Origin of the sequence: Streptomyces humidus, from assembly GCF_014649655.1 — a bacterium.
Classification (GTDB): Bacteria; Actinomycetota; Actinomycetes; order Streptomycetales; family Streptomycetaceae; genus Streptomyces; species Streptomyces humidus.
In genome coordinates this window covers 129345-146592 of record NZ_BMTL01000017.1, presented here as the reverse complement: position 1 = coordinate 146592, position 17248 = coordinate 129345, and the positions used below count along the sequence as shown (strand labels likewise).

The 17248-nt window shown below is 71.6% G+C and carries 15 protein-coding genes; 11 read left to right on the top strand and 4 right to left on the bottom strand.

Going from position 1 to position 17248, the window contains the following annotated elements; all coding sequences use genetic code 11:
* Positions 1 to 57: 57 nt before the first annotated feature.
* A complete protein-coding gene (locus IE239_RS20995; protein ID WP_190150883.1) occupies positions 58 to 1431 on the top strand; it encodes a M14 family metallopeptidase in 1374 nt (457 codons plus the stop codon).
* Here IE239_RS20995 and IE239_RS20990 read toward each other — a convergent pair whose 3' ends face one another.
* Entirely contained in the window at positions 1432 to 2049 is a 618-nt protein-coding gene (locus IE239_RS20990) for a hypothetical protein (protein WP_190150882.1), read from the bottom strand.
* Between the two features lie 334 nt (positions 2050 to 2383).
* Here IE239_RS20990 and IE239_RS20985 point away from each other — a divergent pair, with 334 nt between their 5' ends.
* The gene (locus tag IE239_RS20985; protein WP_190150944.1) at positions 2384 to 3658 is read left to right on the top strand and encodes an amino acid deaminase; all 1275 of its coding nucleotides are present in this window, start codon (positions 2384 to 2386) and stop codon (positions 3656 to 3658) included.
* 23 nt (positions 3659 to 3681) lie between these two features.
* Entirely contained in the window at positions 3682 to 5307 is a 1626-nt protein-coding gene (locus IE239_RS20980) for an N-acyl-D-amino-acid deacylase family protein (protein ID WP_190150881.1), read from the top strand.
* Positions 5308 to 5329: 22 nt separating this feature from the next.
* On the opposite strand, the gene IE239_RS20975 is transcribed toward IE239_RS20980, so the two are convergent.
* Positions 5330 to 6232 (bottom strand): S1 family peptidase, encoded by a 903-nt coding sequence (locus tag IE239_RS20975; protein WP_190150880.1) that lies wholly within the window; start codon positions 6230 to 6232, stop codon positions 5330 to 5332.
* A 173-nt stretch (positions 6233 to 6405) separates the two neighbouring features.
* Positions 6406 to 6978, bottom strand: a complete 573-nt coding sequence (locus IE239_RS20970; protein WP_190150879.1) for a hypothetical protein — start codon at positions 6976 to 6978, stop codon at positions 6406 to 6408.
* A 182-nt stretch (positions 6979 to 7160) separates the two neighbouring features.
* Here IE239_RS20970 and IE239_RS20965 point away from each other — a divergent pair, with 182 nt between their 5' ends.
* From IE239_RS20965 to IE239_RS20935, 7 genes are all read left to right on the top strand, one after another.
* Positions 7161 to 8372: a pyridoxal phosphate-dependent aminotransferase gene (locus IE239_RS20965; RefSeq protein ID WP_190150878.1), complete on the top strand. Its 1212-nt coding sequence runs from the start codon at positions 7161 to 7163 to the stop codon at positions 8370 to 8372.
* 90 nt (positions 8373 to 8462) lie between these two features.
* On the top strand, positions 8463 to 8906 hold the full coding sequence (locus tag IE239_RS20960) for an SCO4983 family protein (protein WP_190150877.1): 444 nt from the start codon (positions 8463 to 8465) through the stop codon (positions 8904 to 8906).
* A 97-nt stretch (positions 8907 to 9003) separates the two neighbouring features.
* Entirely contained in the window at positions 9004 to 9588 is a 585-nt protein-coding gene (locus IE239_RS20955; protein WP_190150943.1) for a Uma2 family endonuclease, read from the top strand.
* 117 nt (positions 9589 to 9705) lie between these two features.
* Positions 9706 to 10794 carry an SAM-dependent methyltransferase gene (locus IE239_RS20950; protein ID WP_190150876.1) on the top strand — a complete coding sequence of 363 codons (1089 nt, stop codon included), beginning with the start codon at positions 9706 to 9708 and terminating at the stop codon, positions 10792 to 10794.
* Positions 10784 to 11959: a toxic anion resistance protein gene (locus IE239_RS20945; RefSeq protein WP_190150875.1), complete on the top strand. Its 1176-nt coding sequence runs from the start codon at positions 10784 to 10786 to the stop codon at positions 11957 to 11959. The genes IE239_RS20950 and IE239_RS20945 overlap by 11 nt, the downstream gene beginning before the upstream one ends.
* On the top strand, positions 11956 to 13500 hold the full coding sequence (locus tag IE239_RS20940; RefSeq protein ID WP_190150874.1) for a vWA domain-containing protein: 1545 nt from the start codon (positions 11956 to 11958) through the stop codon (positions 13498 to 13500). Before IE239_RS20945 ends, IE239_RS20940 begins: the two co-directional genes overlap by 4 nt.
* Entirely contained in the window at positions 13487 to 14089 is a 603-nt protein-coding gene (locus IE239_RS20935; protein ID WP_190150873.1) for a hypothetical protein, read from the top strand. Before IE239_RS20940 ends, IE239_RS20935 begins: the two co-directional genes overlap by 14 nt.
* Positions 14090 to 14340: 251 nt before the next feature.
* Here IE239_RS20935 and IE239_RS20930 read toward each other — a convergent pair whose 3' ends face one another.
* Positions 14341 to 16164, bottom strand: coding sequence for a phosphoenolpyruvate carboxykinase (GTP) (locus IE239_RS20930; RefSeq protein WP_190150872.1), 1824 nt, complete (start codon positions 16162 to 16164; stop codon positions 14341 to 14343).
* A gap of 317 nt (positions 16165 to 16481) precedes the next feature.
* Here IE239_RS20930 and trhA point away from each other — a divergent pair, with 317 nt between their 5' ends.
* Positions 16482 to 17195, top strand: a complete 714-nt coding sequence (gene trhA, locus IE239_RS20925; protein WP_190150871.1) for a PAQR family membrane homeostasis protein TrhA — start codon at positions 16482 to 16484, stop codon at positions 17193 to 17195.
* Positions 17196 to 17248 lie beyond the last annotated feature (53 nt).

Genomic DNA, 17248 nt, shown 5'->3' with positions numbered 1-17248 from the left:
CCGCCGCACACGGCAAGCGCACAGCCCCCACGATCCGACTCCCCACGAGGAGAGTTCATGCGACTTCGCATTCGCGGTTCAGGCACCGGCGTCGCAAGCGTCCGCGGCGGCAGGCGGACCGCCGCTCTCGCCGCGCTGCTGGCCCTCGCCCTCGCGGCGCCCCTCTCGGCGACGGTCACCGACGCGGTGGCGGGCGGCGCCCCGAGAACGGCGCCGTCCGCCGACGACGACGTCCGGCAGTACGAGATCCACGTGCGGCACAGCACCGCCCGGACGCGCACCGCGATCGCCGCGTCCGGCGTGAGCGTCGACGAAGCCGACGAGGAGAGCGTGGTCGTCTCCGGCCGGGAGGAGCAGATCCGCAGGCTGCGCTCGCAGGGGTACGAGGTCTCCGCGCTGGGCTCGGCGCCGGACCGGTCCGGCGAGGGCGGACGGCGGCTGTTCGACTTCCCGTCCGCCGACTCGAAATACCACAACTACGCCGAGACGACGGCGGAGATCGACCAGCGCATCGCCGCCCACCCGAGCATCATGAGCAAGCGCGTCATCGGCAGATCGTACGAGGGCCGGGACATCGTCGCCGTCAAGATCAGCGACAATGTGGGCGTCGACGAGGCCGAGCCGGAGGTGCTGTTCACCCACCACCAGCACGCCCGTGAGCACCTCACCGTGGAGATGGCGCTGTACCTGATCCGTGAACTGGGCTCCGGCTACGGCTCCGACCCTCGCATCACGAACATGGTCGACGGGCGCGAGATCTGGATCGTCCCCGACCTCAACCCGGACGGCGGCGAGTACGACGTCGCCACCGGCTCCTACCGCTCCTGGCGCAAGAACCGCCAGCCCAACTCCGGTTCCTCGTACGTCGGCACCGACCTCAACCGGAACTGGGACTTCAAGTGGGGCTGCTGCGGCGGCTCTTCGGGGTCCAGGTCGTCCGAGACCTACCGCGGCGCGGCCGCCGAGTCCGCGCCCGAGGTGAAGGTCGTCGCCGACTTCGTGCGCAGCCGGGTGGTGGGCGGGAAACAGCAGATCACCGCCGGGATCGACTTCCACACCTACAGCGAGCTGGTGCTGTGGCCGTTCGGGTACACCTACTCGGACACGGCGACGGGGATGACCGCGGACGACAACGCCGCGTTCAAGGCCGTCGGGCAGAAGATGGCCGCGAGCAACGGGTACACGGCCGAGCAGTCGAGCGACCTTTACATCACGGACGGGTCGATCGACGACTATCTCTGGGGCACGCAGAAGATCTTCTCGTACACCTTCGAGATGTATCCGACGTCCGGTGCGGGAGGCGGGTTCTACCCGCCCGACGAGGTCATCGAGCGGGAGACCTCCCGCAACCGGGACGCCGTGCTGCAGCTTCTCGAGAACGCGGACTGTATGTACCGGTCCATCGGGAAGCAGAGCCAGTACTGCGGCTGACTAGTCGGCGTCCTTGACGTCGGCGTCCTTGACGTCGGCGTCCTTCGCGTCCGCGTCGTTGGCGTCCGGGGTCTCGGCTTCGCCCTCTTCGAAGTAAGCGTCGAGGACCGCGTCCAGTTGGTCCTCCCACTCCTGGAAGCGCGCCCTGGCCGTCGCCTCGATCTCGATCGGGTACCAGCGGCGGTCAGGGGTGTGCACCGTGATGGTGAACCGCTTGCCGAACCGCGGCGACTCCGTCTCGATCGCGCCGATCTCGTCCCAGCGGAACTCGCATGCCTCCTCGTCGAGACGGAGGCGGACGCCCCGCGCGTCGGCGGTGAACCGGGCACGGCGGTCGGCGGCCTCGAAGACGGGCCCGTCGGCGGGCTCCTCCTCGGCGGCGGACTCCGCGGCCTCCGGCTCACCGGCGGCGGGCTCCGCGCCCTTCGCGCCACCGTCCTTCGCGTCCTCGGGATTCGCGTCCCCGGCCTTCACCTCCCCGCTCTCGACGGCCTCGTCCTCCGCCGGCGACCCGTCCGCCGGTTTCGCGGTCGCGGGCGACGTGAGCCCGGGGATGAATGCCGGGTCGAATCCGGCGCCCTCCAGGGGCTGGCTGCTCGAACCTATGCGCTGCTCCACAGCGGGCAGTATGGTCGAAGATCCTGTGCCGGACACAGTCAGCCCCTACTTCGTTACGGGAGTTGCGCACCCGGATCCCGCCGAGACCCAGACGAAGAGGCTCAATACGGCCGCCGTGGCGAACCCGGCCGTCGTCGCCCCGGACCGGCGCGGCGACGCAGTCGACGGACTCCTCCTGTACACGGCCCGCTCGACGCCCGACGCCACCACGTTCCTGCGGGAGCTGGAGAAGGTGCGCGAACAGGGCTGGGCCACCGACCTCGGCGGCCACGAGACAAGCGACATACGCAATAGGCGTTGCCTATACTGCAACGCTCCTGATCGGGGAGGTTCCATGAGTACCGAGGCACTGGCGGCGCTCGCCCGGCTGGCCGAGGAACGCGTCGACCACCGCTTCAAGGGCCTCCCGCCGGACGCCGACGGCCTCACCGTCGGCGAGCTGGCCGCCCAGCGCCGCAACCTGTTCACCGGCGGTTTCACCACCCCCGTCCTGGCCCTGTCCGCGGAGCGGCTGGAGCACAACCTCGCGCTCATGGAGACGTACGCGACCCGGCACGGCCTCGCCTTCGCCCCACACGGCAAGACGTCCATGGCCCCGCAGCTCTTCCGGCGCCAGACCGACCGCGGCGCCTGGGGCATCACCCTGGCGGTCCCGCACCAGGTGTGGGTGGCCCGGGCCTACGGCGTCCAGCGGGTCTTCCTCGCCAACGAGCTGGTGGACCCGGCCGCCCTGCGCCGGATCTCCGCCGGACTCGACGCCGACGACGACTTCCGCCTCGTCTGCTACGTCGACTCGGTGCGCGGCGTCGAGCTGATGGACGCGGCCCTGCGCGGCGCGCGCCGCCCCCTCGACGTCGTGGTCGAACTGGCCGCCGGCGACGGCGCCCGCACGGGCGTGCGCACGGAGCGCGAGGGCGCGGCGGTCGCCGACGCGGTGGCCGCCGTGCCGACCCTGCGGCTGGTCGGGGTCGCGGGGTACGAGGGCGAGGTCCCGGGGGCCGACCCGGAGCGGGTGCACGCCTGGCTGCGCCGGCTGACCGGCCTCGCCGCCGCGTTCGACCGCGCGGGCCGGTTCGCGGGCGCCGAGGAGATCGTCGTCAGCGCCGGCGGGAGCGCCTGGTTCGACGCGGTCGCCGACGTCTTCGCCGGGATCCCCGAACTCTCCCTTCCCGTGCTGAAGTTGCTGCGCTCGGGCGCGTACGTCTCGCACGACGACGGCCACTACGGCAGGCTGACGCCGTTCAACCGGGTGCCGGAGGAGGGCGCGCTGGAGCCCGCGTTCCGGCTGTGGACGCAGGTCGTCTCCCGCCCCTCCCCCGACCAGGCGTTCGTCAACGCGGGCAAGCGCGACGCGGCCTACGACCTCGACCTGCCCCTCGCCCAGGTGATCCGCCGCGACGGCACGGAACGCCCCGCCACCGGCGTCTCGGTGACCGCGCTCTCCGACCAGCACGCCTGGCTGCGCACCGACGCCGGAGCGGACGTCGAGGTCGGCGACTGGATCGGCCTGGGACTGTCGCACCCCTGCACGTCCTTCGACAAGTGGCCGCTGATCCCGCTCGCCGAGGCCGACGGCACGGTCGTCGACTACATCCGCACGTTCTTCTGACCCGCCCGAGCCGGAGGCCGATCATGGAAGACCTCGTCATCCGGGACGCCGACGTCGTCGACGGCAGCGGCGCGGACTCCTACCGTGCGGACGTGGTGGTCGACGACGGCAGGATCGTCGCGATCGTCAAGGAGGCCGCGGCCGCGGGCTGCCAGCGCCCGAGGGCCGTGCGGGAGCTGGACGCGGAGGGGCTCGTCCTGTCCCCCGGCTTCATCGACATGCACGCCCACAGCGACCTCGCCCTGCTGCGCGACCCCGACCACAGCGCCAAGGCCGCCCAGGGCGTGACCCTCGAGGTCCTCGGCCAGGACGGGCTGTCGTACGCGCCGGTGGACGACTCCACCCTCGCCGGCGTGCGCCGGGCCGTCGCCGGGTGGAACGGCCCCGGCGACGACGTCGACTTCGACTGGCGGTCGGTGGGCGAGTACCTGGACCGGCTGGACCACGGTTTCGACGGCCGCGGCATCGCCGTCAACGCGGCCTACCTCGTCCCCCAGGGCACGGTCCGCGCCCTCGTCGTCGGCTGGGAGGGCCGCCCCGCGACGCCGGCGGAGCTGGACCGGATGCGGCGGCTGGTGGCGGAGGGCCTGGAGCAGGGCGCGGTCGGCCTGTCGTCCGGGCTGACCTACCCGCCCGGCATGTACGCCGGGAACGCCGAACTGGGCGAACTGTGCCGGGTGGTGGCGCGGTACGGCGGCTACTACTGCCCCCACCACCGCAGTTACGGCGCCGGCGCGCTGGAGGCGTACGCGGAGATGGTGGAGCTGACCGCGAACGCGGGGTGCGCCCTCCATCTGGCCCACGCCACCGTGAACTTCGGCGTGAACGAGGGCCTGGCCCCGGAACTGCTGGCCCTGCTGGACGAGGCGCTCGACTCGGGCGCGGACATCAGCTTCGACACCTACCCCTACACCGCCGGCTGCACCACGCTGGCGGCCCTGCTGCCCGGCTGGGCGAGCGAGGGCGGTCCGGCGGAGGTCCTGCGCCGCCTGGCGGACGACGCGACGGCCGAACGCATCCGCCACGACCTGGAGGTGACCGGCTCCGACGGCTGCCACGGAGTGCCGGTGGACTGGGAGACGATCGAGATCTCGGGCGTGACCGACCCGGCGCTGGGCGACTTCGTCGGCCGCACGGTCCACGCGTCGGCCGCCCTGCTGGGCGAGACGCCGTGGGCGACGGCGCGCCGCCTGCTGACCGACGACGGGCTCGGCCCGACGATCCTGCAGCACGTCGGCCACGAGGAGAACGTGCGCGCGATCATGCGCCACCGCGCCCACACGGGCGGCTCCGACGGCATCCTGACGGGTGCGAAGCCGCACCCGCGCGCGTACGGCGCCTTCCCGCGCTACCTCGGCCACTACGTGCGGGAGTCGGGGCTGATGTCGCTGGAGGAGTGCGTGGCGCACCTGACCGGCCGCCCGGCGGCCCGGCTGCGGCTGCCGGACCGGGGCCTGGTCCGCGAGGGGTACCGGGCCGACCTGGTGCTGTTCGACCCGGGGACGGTGGCGGCGGGCTCGACGTACGAGTCCCCGCGCACCCTGCCCACGGGCATCCCGCACGTCCTGGTCGACGGCCGCTTCGTGATCGAGGACGGCCGCCGTACGGACGTGCTGGCCGGACGGGCGGTCCGTCGCAGTCCCGTGTGACGGAACGCCCGGCCGCCTCGCCCTACGGCTTGGGCAGGGTGCACCCGGCCTTGTTCAGGCTGAGCTGGTTGCCGGTGGTGAAGCAGGCCGGGATCAGGTAGGTCTCCTGGGCGTAGTTGATGCCCTGGCGAACGGTGACGTTGCCGTTCGCGTCGACCTCGCACGGGTTGTTCTCCGTGCAGCGCTGGCCGTCCTCGTTGCCGGTGTTGTTGACGGCGACGACCTTGCCGGTGGACTGGTCGATCACCGGCGAGCCGGAGGTGCCGCCGATGGTCTGGCAGGCGGAGGTGTAACGGACCGAGTCCTTCCAGGTCCAGTCGCCCTCCTTGAGGCGGTAGACGAACCCGTCGACGTTGCAGCTGTAGAGCCGCTTCCAGTAGCCGGACGCCACCGTGATCGCGGTCCCGGCAACCGGGTGGGTGTCCTGCACGGTCAGCGCGGAGATCCCGTACGCGCTCTTGATCGACGCGTAGGTGCTGGTCAGCTGGTAGATCGAGACGTCCGTGTCGGTCATCGTCCCGTAGGCCAGCTTGCTCGCGCGCAGGGTGGCGACCTTGGTGCCGGCGGAGTTGAGCAGGCCGAACGTGCGGCTGGAGGCCTGGTTGACGAGCACCTCGCCCGGCCCGGGGAAGCCGGTCGACAGGCAGTGCCCGTTGGAGAGCACCAGCGCCGGGTCGGTGTCGAGGGAGCTCGGGAAGCGGATGACCGACCCGGAGCAGTTGCTGAGCGCGACGGTGCCGGCGAGGTTGACGGCCCGCAGCGCGGGGGCGGCCGCCCGGGTCGCGGCCGTCGTGGCCGTGAGGGCGGACGCCGGGGCCGCGGCCGGGGTCGCGGGCGTCGCGCCGGCCGGCGCGGCGACGGCGGGCGCCGCGCCCGCTCCGGCGATGGCCAGGGCGAAGAGCGCGGCGACGAGAGGCTTTCTCATGTGGGGGTCCCCTCTTATGACAGGACGACCGGAGATCTTCCGGCCGTCCGTTGCTTTTGTCATGCGCATTGTTGGTGCGCCGAGAGGGGAGAACAAGGGTGGGTTTCCAGCCACCGGACGGGAGCATTCCGCTTACTGTCCGCGCGCACGCCCCCACGGGCGCCGCCACCCGCCTACCTGCCCCCCTTGCCCCGCCCCCGGCCCCCCTTGCCCTTCCCGACGGAGGACCCGGGACCGGCGGGCGCGGCGCTCGCGGACGTGGACGCCGCAGGGCCGGAGGACGTGACGGCCGGGGGCGCCTCGGCCGTGGCGACCGCCGGGGACGACAGCCCCCGGGCGGAGGGGGACGCGGACGCCCCCGCGGACCCGGCCGTCCCGTCGGAAGCGGTCGGCGAGGGGGACGGCGCGCCGGATCCGCCCACGACGCCGTCCGGCGCGGACCGCGTGCCGCCCCGCTCGCCCGGCCCACCCCCGTCGGACGATCCGGACCAGCTCGGCGCCACGATCAGCACGGCCAGCGAGACCACCCCGGCCGCCCCCGCGGCGACCCCCGCCCGGCGCGCGCGCCGCCCGGCCGGCGGGCGCGCGGCGCGCCGGCGGTCCGCGCGTCCGCCCACCGCCGCGGGCGGCGGGACCGGGGGAAGCCGCTGGGTCTCGTCGTAGGCGTTCTCCCACCCGTGGGCCGCCGCCGGGTCGACGTACCGCTCGTACGGGGCCGGGTCGGTCACGGCGTACGGGTGATACACGTTAGGCCCCACCTGGGACGCGTCATCTTCACCTGGCCTGGACATGACCCGGAATTGTAGGGACAGACGTGACAGCTGGGACAACCGCCCGCGACACCGTCGGCGATAACCCACCAAATCACCCGTCTCGCGTGGCGGAAAACACGCCCCGTGGAGCGTTACCGGGCCGTAAGCTCCCAGACATGCAGGTGATCCAGTCGACCAAGCTCGCCAACGTCTGTTACGAGATCCGGGGCCCGGTTCTCGAGGAGGCGATGCGCCTGGAAGCGGCCGGCCACCGCATCCTCAAGCTGAACACCGGCAACCCGGCCGCCTTCGGGTTCGACTGCCCGGCGGAGATCCTGGAGGACATCCTCCGCAACGTCTCGACGGCGCACGGCTACGGCGACGCCAAGGGGCTGCTGGCCGCGCGCAGGGCCGTCGTGATGCACAACCAGACGCTCGGCATCGAGACGGACGTCGAGCACGTCTTCATCGGCAACGGAGTCTCCGAGCTGATCGTCATGGCGATGCAGGGTCTGCTGGACGACGGCGACGAAGTCCTGGTCCCGGCCCCGGACTACCCGCTGTGGACCGCGGCCGTGTCGCTCTCCGGCGGCACCGCCGTGCACTACCGGTGCGACGAGCAGTCGGACTGGATGCCGGACCTCGCGGACGTCGAGCGCAAGGTCACCGACCGCACCAAGGCGATCGTCATCATCAACCCGAACAACCCGACGGGAGCGGTTTACGACGAGGCGATGGTGCGGGGCCTGACCGACATCGCCCGCCGCCACAACCTGCTGGTCTGCTCGGACGAGATCTACGACAAGATCCTCTACGACGGCGCCACCCACACCCCGACCGCCAAGGTCGCCCCGGATCTGCTCACCCTCACCTTCAACGGCATGTCGAAGGCGTACCGGGTGGCCGGCTACCGGGTCGGCTGGATGGCGATCTCCGGCCCGCGCGCGCACGCCGACTCCTACATCGAGGGTCTGACGATCCTGGCGAACATGCGCCTGTGCGCGAACATGCCGGGCCAGCACGGGGTGGTGGCCGCGCTCAGCGGACGCCAGACGATCGACGACCTGGTGCTGCCGGGCGGACGGCTCAAGGAGCAGCTGGACACGGCGTACGAGCTGCTGACGCAGATCCCGGGCGTGACGTGCGTCCGGCCGAAGGGGGCGCTGTACCTCTTCCCGCGCCTGGACCCGGCCGTCTACAAGATCAAGGACGACCGCCGGATGGTCCTCGACCTGCTGCGCCGGGAGAAGATCATGGTCGTCCAGGGCACCGGCTTCAACTGGCCGGAGCCCGACCACTTCCGGGTCGTCACCCTCCCCTCGGCGACGGACCTGCGGGACGCGGTCGGCCGGATCGCCCGCTTCCTGGACGGCTACAGCCAGCCTTAAACCTCGTTCCGCCAGCGAGTTTACGAACGACGCAACTTTAGACGAATTCCAAGCTAGGATGGTTTCCTGACAGCACAGGAGGCCATCCTCATGTACGAACCGGTCCGCACCCCTTCCTCCCGTGGGTCCGTCGACACCACGATGGCCGACACGCCCCCGGACTTCCCCCACCGTTCCCGCGGGGAGGAGCTGGACATCCAGCTGGCAGGTCATCTCGCGGCACTGCTCGCCGTCACCGACGAACTGCGTGCAGTGGCGCCCTCCGCCGACCTGGACACCGCGGCCGCACGGCTCGCGCAGCAGGTCACCCGGCTGCGGGGCGGCCGGACACCGGCCCGCGCACCCCTGCCCGCCGGCCCGGATCCGAGGCCTCGCCCGACGGCCGCGCACGAGCGGGCCCACGCCCTGGCCGGCCGGGCCCTGCTGGTCGCCGCCTCCCGCGCGGACACCTCGGCGGCGATCCTGGCGGCCCAGCGCATGGACGCGCACGCCGCCGCGCTGGTCGGCGCCGGCGAACTGAGCGCCACCGGCTGATCCCCTCCCCGGGGTCACTGAACGGCCCCGGTCCGCGTGCACCCGCAGCGACGCGCGGACCGGGCGCCATTTTCCTCCGTACCATGTCGATATGGGCATGGACTACGCGAAGATGCGCGCGATCGCCGAACAACTCGGGGCCTACGCCGAGGGACTTGAGGGGGCCTGGAGCGTCGAGATCGGTCCCGCCGGGCCGATACTGGCGATGATGTGCCCCTCGAAGCGGCATGAGGGCACGATCCGCCGTATCCGCAACCAGTTGAACGCCCAGATTCCTCTCACTCACCCGGGCTACGTCTGCGAGAACGGTCCCGAGATCGAGCATCCCGCGATCGCCCGCATGCGTCTTCCCGATGCCGTGGTCATCCCCGAGGACACGCTGGACGAGCCCGGTCTGGCCGTGGACGTCACCCAGGTGCTCGCCGTCGTCGAGATCGTCTCGCCGTCGAACCCGAACAACGACCTGATCGAGAAGCTCGCCGACTACCCCGCCATGGGCATCCCCCACTACATGATCGTCGACCCGCGCAAGGGCACGGTCGAGGTGCACTGCGAGCCGTGCGCGGGGCGTTACACCCGCCTGGAGTCGTACATCTACGGAGACAAGGTCCCCTTCGGCCCCTGGACCGTGGAGACCGCCGACTTCCGGCGCTACGGGAAGGCCGGCGACCGCGTGGAGTGACGCGCCGCCGGGGCGCAAGGGGAACCTTCCGCTCCCGTTGAGTTCCGGGGCACCCCCTTCACCCCCCGTTCACCCGGTCCACCCGGGAACGTGGGGTTCCGGGAGCACGCTCCTCCCGTGAGACGAATCGCAGGAATCGTCCTCGCGGTGCTGCTGATGACGGGCGTGGTGGTCGCCGTCGTCGCGAGCCGCAGCGAAGGGGACAAGAGCACGGCAACGAAGACCGTGCGGATGGTGATCGGGTCGGAGAAGGCGGAGTTCTTCGCCGACCCGGACGTGGTGAAGGCCCTCGCCGCCAAGGGCTACACCGTCAAGGCCGAGACCTCCGGATCCTGGGCCATGGAGGGGCTGGACCTGAGGGGCTACGACCTCGCCCTCCCCTCCAGTCAGGCCCCCGCCGCCGAACTGGCCGCGAAGTACAAGGTGCGCGGGGCCCTTCCCCGCCCCTTCTACTCGCCGCTCGTGGTCGTGGCGCACCGGAACGCCGCCGGGGTGCTCGCGGCAGGCGGTCTGGCCACGCTGGACGCCGCGCACCGCGGCACGCTGAAGATGGCCGCCTACCTCGACGCGGCCCGTGACGACCGGACCTGGCAGCAGCTCGAGGGCGCGTCGAAGTACGGGGAGCTGACCGGCACCCTCTACCTCTCCAGCACCGACCCCGGGACGTCCAGCTCGGGCGCGCTGTACCTCGCCGCCGCGTCCTGCGTCGCCAACGGCGGCAAGGTGGTCGCGAGTGACGCCGAGGTCGAGCGGACGGCGCCGCTGCTGCACAAGCTGGTCAGTGTCCAGGGGGCCCAGCAGTCCAGCACGGACGCCGCCTTCCGGGACTTCGTCAGCGGCGCCGGCAATCCGCTCGTCCTGGTCTACGAGTCGCAGGTCGCCTCGCTGCTGGCCGACGGGCGGCAACCTGACGACCTGGTGGTGCTCTACCCGGACACCACCGTCAACAGCGACCACACGGCCGTGCCGCTCACCGAGAACGGCAGCGCCGTCGCCCGGCTCCTTTCGGCCGACCCGGCGTTGCGCAAGCTGGAGATCCGGCACGGGTTCCGCCCGCAGGGCGTCGCCGCCGGGTTCGCCTCGGCCACCACCTACCTGAAGCAGCAACTGACCGGCGTCCGCCAGGCGCCCGTGCCCACCTCCGCGGTGCTGCACGAGCTGGCGCGACGGGCGCGCGGACAGAGGGGAACAGCACATGTCCGATGACACCTCCACGTTCACTCTCACCCCGCCCGAGGCCGTCGCGGCCGTGCCGCGCGAGAAGGCCGGCGGACTCGTCCCGGTCGAGGAGTCCGTCCGTGCGGACATGACGGCCAGGGCCGCCGCGTACGTCGAAGGGCTCGCCGCGCTCGACGCCCGCTCACCCGAGTTCGCGGGCAAGGTCGGCGAGATCACCGCGCTGGGCGCCGGCGAGATGCGCACGGCCGCCGCGCAGTCCAACCGCATGCTGGAGCGGACCGTCAGAAGCCTGCCGGACAAGGGCGGGGACGCCCAATCGAAGGTCGCGGGCTCGCTCGTGGCACTGCGGCGGGTGGTCGAGGACCTGGACCCGCGTGATCTTCCGGCCGCCAGGGGGCGCAGGTTCCTGTCCCGGCTGCCCGGCGGCAACAGGCTGCGCGACCACGTCGCCAAGTACGCGTCCGCGCAGGGCACGCTGAACCGGATCGTGGGCTCGCTGCGCGGCGGGCAGGACGAACTGCGGCGCGACAACGCCGCGCTGCAGACCGAACGCGTGCGGCTCTGGGAGACCATGGGCAAGCTCCAGGAGTACGTGGTGCTGACCGACGCCCTGGACGCGGCCGTCGAGCGGCAGATCGCCGTGGCCGAGGCCGCCGACCCGGAGCGGGCCGACGGTCTGCGGGCCGACGTCCTCTTCCCGGTCCGGCAGAAGCACCAGGACCTGCTCACCCAGCTCGCGGTGTGCGCTCAGGGCTACCTCGCGATGGACGTCGTACGCCGCAACAACGAGGAGCTGGTCAAGGGCGTCGAGCGGGCCGCCACGACCACGGTCTCGGCGCTGCGCGTCTCGGTCATGCTGGCCTCCGCGCTCGACCACCAGAAGAAGGTGATCGAGCAGGTCGACGCCCTGCGCGGGACCACCGAGGACCTCGTCCGGGGAAACGCGGAGATGCTCGCGACGCAGAGCGGGGAGATCCAGCGCATCGCCGCCGACCCGGCCGTCGGCGCGGAGGCCCTGCGGTCCGCCTTCCAGCAGATCTACCGCACCCTCGACGCCATCGACACCTACAAGGCGCAGGCGACCGAGGCGATGGCGGTCACCGTGGAGAACCTCACGGCCGAACTCCGGCAGGCCGGCTCCTACCTGGACCGCAGCCGCTCACGGAGCACGCTGGAAGGGGGCCCCGCATGAGCCGCCCCCGCCGGAGTCTTCTCGCGCTGACGGCCCTCGCTCTCCTGCTGACCGCCTGCTCTGCGCAGGAAGACCGGGCCGAGGACCCCGCCGCCCCTGAACCCGGCACGCTCCGGGTCCTCGCCTCCAGTGAGCTCAGCGACATGACGCCCGTGCTGGAGCAGGTCCGCAAGGAGACCGGCGTCAGGGTCCGGCCCACCTACACGGGCACCCTGGACGCCGTGAACCTGCTGGCGAAGGGCGGCGCCGACGGGAAGTACGACGCCGTGTGGCTGTCCTCCGGCGCCTATCTGCGGCTGCGCCCCGACGCGGCCGGGAAGGTCGTCTCGGAGACGCCGGTCATGTCGAGCCCGGTGGCCCTGGGCGTGAAGACCTCCGAACTCGGCGCCCTCGGCTGGACGGCCGGCCAGGTCACCTGGTCGCAGATCGAGCAGGCGGTCCGGGACGGGAGGCTCACCTACGGCATGACCGACCCGGCCCGCTCGAACTCCGGCTTCGCCACGCTGATCTCGGTCGCCTCGGCGCTCTCGGGAGCCCAGTCGGCGCTCACCGACGCCGACGTCGCGAAGGCGGCCCCGAGGCTGCGGGAGTTCTTCGAGGGGCAGCGGCTGACGTCGGGTTCGTCAGGCTGGCTGGCGAGCGCGTACGCCCGGCACGCGGACGTCGACGCGCTGCTCAACTACGAGTCGGTGCTGAAGGGAATCCCGGGGCTGACGGTGATCCGCCCGACGGACGGCGTCGTCACCGCCGACTACCCGCTGTCGTCCCTCGCCTCGACCGACGCGACGACCCGCACGAACGTCAAGCGGGTGACCGACGCCCTGCGCACGGAGGCCGTCCAGCGGCTGATCACCGCCCGGACGCACCGCCGTCCCGTCGTCCCCTCCGTGCCTCCGGCGGCGGGCCTGGACACCGCGCGCCGCCGTGAACTGCCCTTCCCCGGCAGCCGTTCCGTCGCCGACGGGCTGCTCGACGCCTACGAGAACGAGCTGCGCCGGCCTTCGCGGACCGTGTACGTCCTCGACACCTCCGGCTCGATGGAGGGCGAGCGGCTGAACCGCCTGAAGGACGCCCTCGCCGACCTCACCGGCGACTTCCGCGACCGCGAGGAGGTGACGCTGATGCCGTTCGGCTCGGACGTGAAGAGCGTCGCCACGCATGTCGTCAGCCCCGCCGCCCCGGAGGCCGGGCTCGCCGCGATCCGGGCGGACGCCGCGAAGCTCAGGGCCGAGGGCGAGACCGCGATCTACACCTCGCTGGAGAAGGCCTACGACCATCTGGGCACGGACCGGGACGTCTTCACCTCGATCGTGCTGATGACGGACGGCGAGAACACCAGAGGCGACGACGCCGACGACTTCGACGCCTTCTACCAGGGGCTCGCCGGGGCGCGGCGGGACATCCCCGTCTTCACCGTCCTCTTCGGCGACTCCGACCGCGCGGAGCTTCAGCACATCGCCGAGCTGACCGGCGGCCGGCTGTTCGACGCCCGGCAGGGCTCGCTGGACGGCGCCTTCGAGGAGATCCGTGGCTACCAGTAGGTTCGTCGGATACCTGGAGTCCCGGAAGAACATCGCCGGCAGCGCCTGCGGGCTGGTGGGCCTGGCGCTGACGTTCGCGGGGGTGGCAGGGCCCTTGTGGCCGGTGGTCGTCGCCGGTCTGTACGGCGCGGGTGCGCTGATCGCCCCGCCGGAGCGGCCGCCGCTGCCCGGCTTCCCTGATCCGTCGGCCCGACTGGACGAGGTGCGCGGCGACTTCGAACGGCTCGGCGGCTATCTCGCCGAGGTCGACCTGCCCCCGGCCGCCGCCGGACGCCTCACCGAGCTCACCGGCCTGCTGGCCGCGCTGCTGGAGCCCGGCTGGGTCGGCGAACTCCTCGCCCAGGACCCGGACGGCGTCCACGCCCTGTCCCGGACCGTCCGCCAGGATCTTCCCGAGGCCGTCGACAGCTTCGTACGGGCGCGCTGGTGGACGCGGATGACACCCGGGCAGGAGCCTCCGGAGCGCCATCTGGAACGGCAGTTGACGCTCCTCCAGGAGGAGGCCGAGCGGCTGACGGCCGGCTTGCGGGATATCGAGGCACGGCGGCAGGAGACGCACACCCGCTACCTGGAGGACAGGAACCGGTAGAGACGGGAACCGGTGGAGACGACAGGCAGCGACAACCGGCGGAGACGGACCGCCGCAGGCCGGCGGGGACAGGCCGGCGAGGACAGGCGAGGGCCCGTCGTCGTCTTCCCGTCGGGGCTGACGGGAAGACGGCGACGGGCCCATGACCGCGTACGCCGTTGTACGCGGCTCGCCGGTTCGCACCGCGGCCGGCCGTGACGATCACTGGTCAGGGCAATCCCGTGCCGGCCGCGGAGTCTTCGGGGCGGGACTCAGCCCAGGCGCTCCACCAGCGCGCGGTACTCGTCCCACAGTTCCTTCGGGGTGTGGTCGCCGAAGGTGTCGAGGTGCCCGGGGACCAGGGCGGCCTCCTCGCGCCAGATCTCCTTGTCGACGGTGAGGAGGAAGTCGAGGTCCTCGTCGGCGAGGTCGAGGCCCTTGGTGTCGAGGGCCTCCTTGGTCGGCAGGACGCCGATCGGGGTCTCGACGCCCTCGGCGCGGCCGTCCAGGCGCTCCACGATCCACTTCAGGACGCGGCTGTTCTCGCCGAAGCCGGGCCAGACGAACTTGCCCTCGTCGTTCTTGCGGAACCAGTTGACGTAGTAGATCTTCGGCAGTTTCGCCTGGTCCCTGCCCTTGGCGACGTCGACCCAGTGGCCCATGTAGTCGCCCATGTTGTAGCCGCAGAACGGCAGCATGGCGAAGGGGTCGCGGCGCAGCTCGCCGACCTTGCCCTCGGCCGCGGCGGTCTTCTCGCTGGCCACGTTGGCGCCGAGGAAGACGCCGTGGTTCCAGTCGAAGGACTCGGTCACCAGCGGGACCGCACTCGCGCGCCGGCCGCCGAAGAGGATCGCGGAGATCGGCACGCCCCGGGGGCTCTCCCACTCGGGCGCGATGATCGGGCACTGGGCGGCGGGGGTGGTGAAGCGGGCGTTGGGGTGCGCGGCCGGGACGCCGGACTGCGGCGTCCAGTCGTTGCCCTTCCAGTCGGTGAGGTGGGCGGGGGTCTCCTCCGTCATGCCCTCCCACCAGACGTCGTTGTCGTCGGTGAGAGCGACGTTGGTGAACACCGAGTTGCCCCACAGCGTCTTCATCGCGTTGGCGTTGGTGTGCTCACCGGTGCCGGGCGCGACGCCGAAGAAGCCGGCCTCGGGGTTGATGGCGTACAGCCGGCCGTCCTCGCCGAAGCGCATCCAGGCGATGTCGTCGCCGATGGTCTCCACGGTCCAGCCGGAGACCGTCGGCTCCAGCATGGCGAGGTTGGTCTTGCCGCAGGCGCTCGGGAAGGCCGCGGCCACGTACTTGGACTCACCGGTGGGCGGGGTGAGCTTGAGGATCAGCATGTGCTCGGCGAGCCAGCCCTCGTCGCGGGCCATGACCGAGGCGATGCGCAGGGCGTAGCACTTCTTGCCGAGCAGGGCGTTGCCGCCGTAGCCCGAGCCGTAGGACCAGATCTCGCGGCTCTCGGGGAAGTGCGAGATGTACTTGGTGGAGTTGCACGGCCACGGAACGTCCGCCTCACCCTCGGCCAGCGGCGCTCCGAGCGTGTGCACGGCACGCACGAAGAAACCGTCGGAGCCGAGTTCGTCCAGCACCGGCTGTCCCATGCGGGTCATGGTGCGCATGGACACGGCGACGTAGGCGGAGTCGGTGATCTCGACGCCGATCGCGGAGAGGTCCGAGCCGAGCGGGCCCATGCAGAAGGGGACGACGTACATCGTGCGGCCGCGCATCGAGCCGCGGAACAGGCCCTTTTCGCCGGCGAAGATCTCCCGCATCTCGGCGGGGGCCTTCCAGTGGTTGGTCGGGCCCGCGTCCTCCTCCTTCTCGGAGCAGATGAAGGTCCGGTCCTCGACGCGCGCGACGTCGGTGGGATCGGAGGCGGCGTAGTAGGAGTTGGGGCGCTTGACCGGGTCGAGGCGCTTGAAGGTGCCCTTCTCGACGAGCTCCCCGCACAGGCGCTCGTACTCGGCCTCGGATCCGTCACACCAGACGACGTCGTCCGGCTGCGTCAGTTCGGCAATCTCGTTCACCCAGGAGACGAGTTCCTGGTGGTCGGTGGGGATGACGGGGGGAGCCGCTATGTCGCGCGCCACGTTTGCTCCTATAAAGAGGGATTTTTTGTTGGAGGCCCCGTGGGGGCTGCGACCCGGATGCGTCTCGGTGTTGACCTTGGGCGCTCATCCGGTGTCGACCGCACTCATTTGATCATCCGATGATACCGCCCATATGTCCAGAGGGCCTCACAGGTGAGCGGAGTGAGGATGGCCACGTGTAGAGCCGTCACTTTGCGTCCACTTGACGTTCGGCCGGTCGCCCGTTGACCGAACTCCCCTGAGACGTCGGCCACTCCCGGCGCACGGTCCGACCGCGGAGAGCCGCGACCTACGGGCACGTAGGTACGATTGCGCGCATGACTGCGTCCGCTCCCGACGCGCCCACGGACACGCCGGCCGACGGCCACGGCCCCGTGGCGCTCTCCCTGCCGCACCCGGTCAAGCCCAGGCTCCGCGGCTGGCTGCATCTCGGAATGTTTCCGGCCGCCCTCGTCGCAGGCCTCGTGCTCACCGCACTCGCCGACTCCCCCCGCGGGCGCATCGCCTGCGGCGTCTACGCCCTCACCGCCTGCCTCCTGTTCGGCGTCAGCGCCCTGTACCACCGGGGGGACTGGAGTCCGCGCATGGACCGCGTCCTGCGCAGGCTGGACCACGCGAACATCTTCCTGATCATCGCGGGCACCTACACCCCGCTCGCCCTGCTGCTCCTGCCGGGCTCCAAGGGGCGCTGGCTGCTGTGGGGCATCTGGGCGGCGGCGCTCGCCGGGATCGCCTTCCGCGTCTTCTGGGTCGGCGCCCCGCGCTGGCTCTACACCCCCTGCTACATCGCGATGGGCTGGGCGGCCGTCTTCTTCCTGCCGGACTTCCTGCACGCCGGCGGCGTCGCGGTGCTGATCCTGGTGATCGTCGGCGGACTCCTGTACAGCGCGGGCGGCGTGATCTACGGCATCAAGCGCCCCAACCCCTCCCCGCGCTGGTTCGGCTTCCACGAGGTGTTCCACTCGCTCACGCTCGCCGCGTTCGTCGTGCACTACGTCGGCATCTCCCTGGTGGCGTACCGGCACGGATGACGGCGCCGGCGGCGCGTCTCCGTCACCTCGGCCACGGCTCTCGAGCCGTGGCC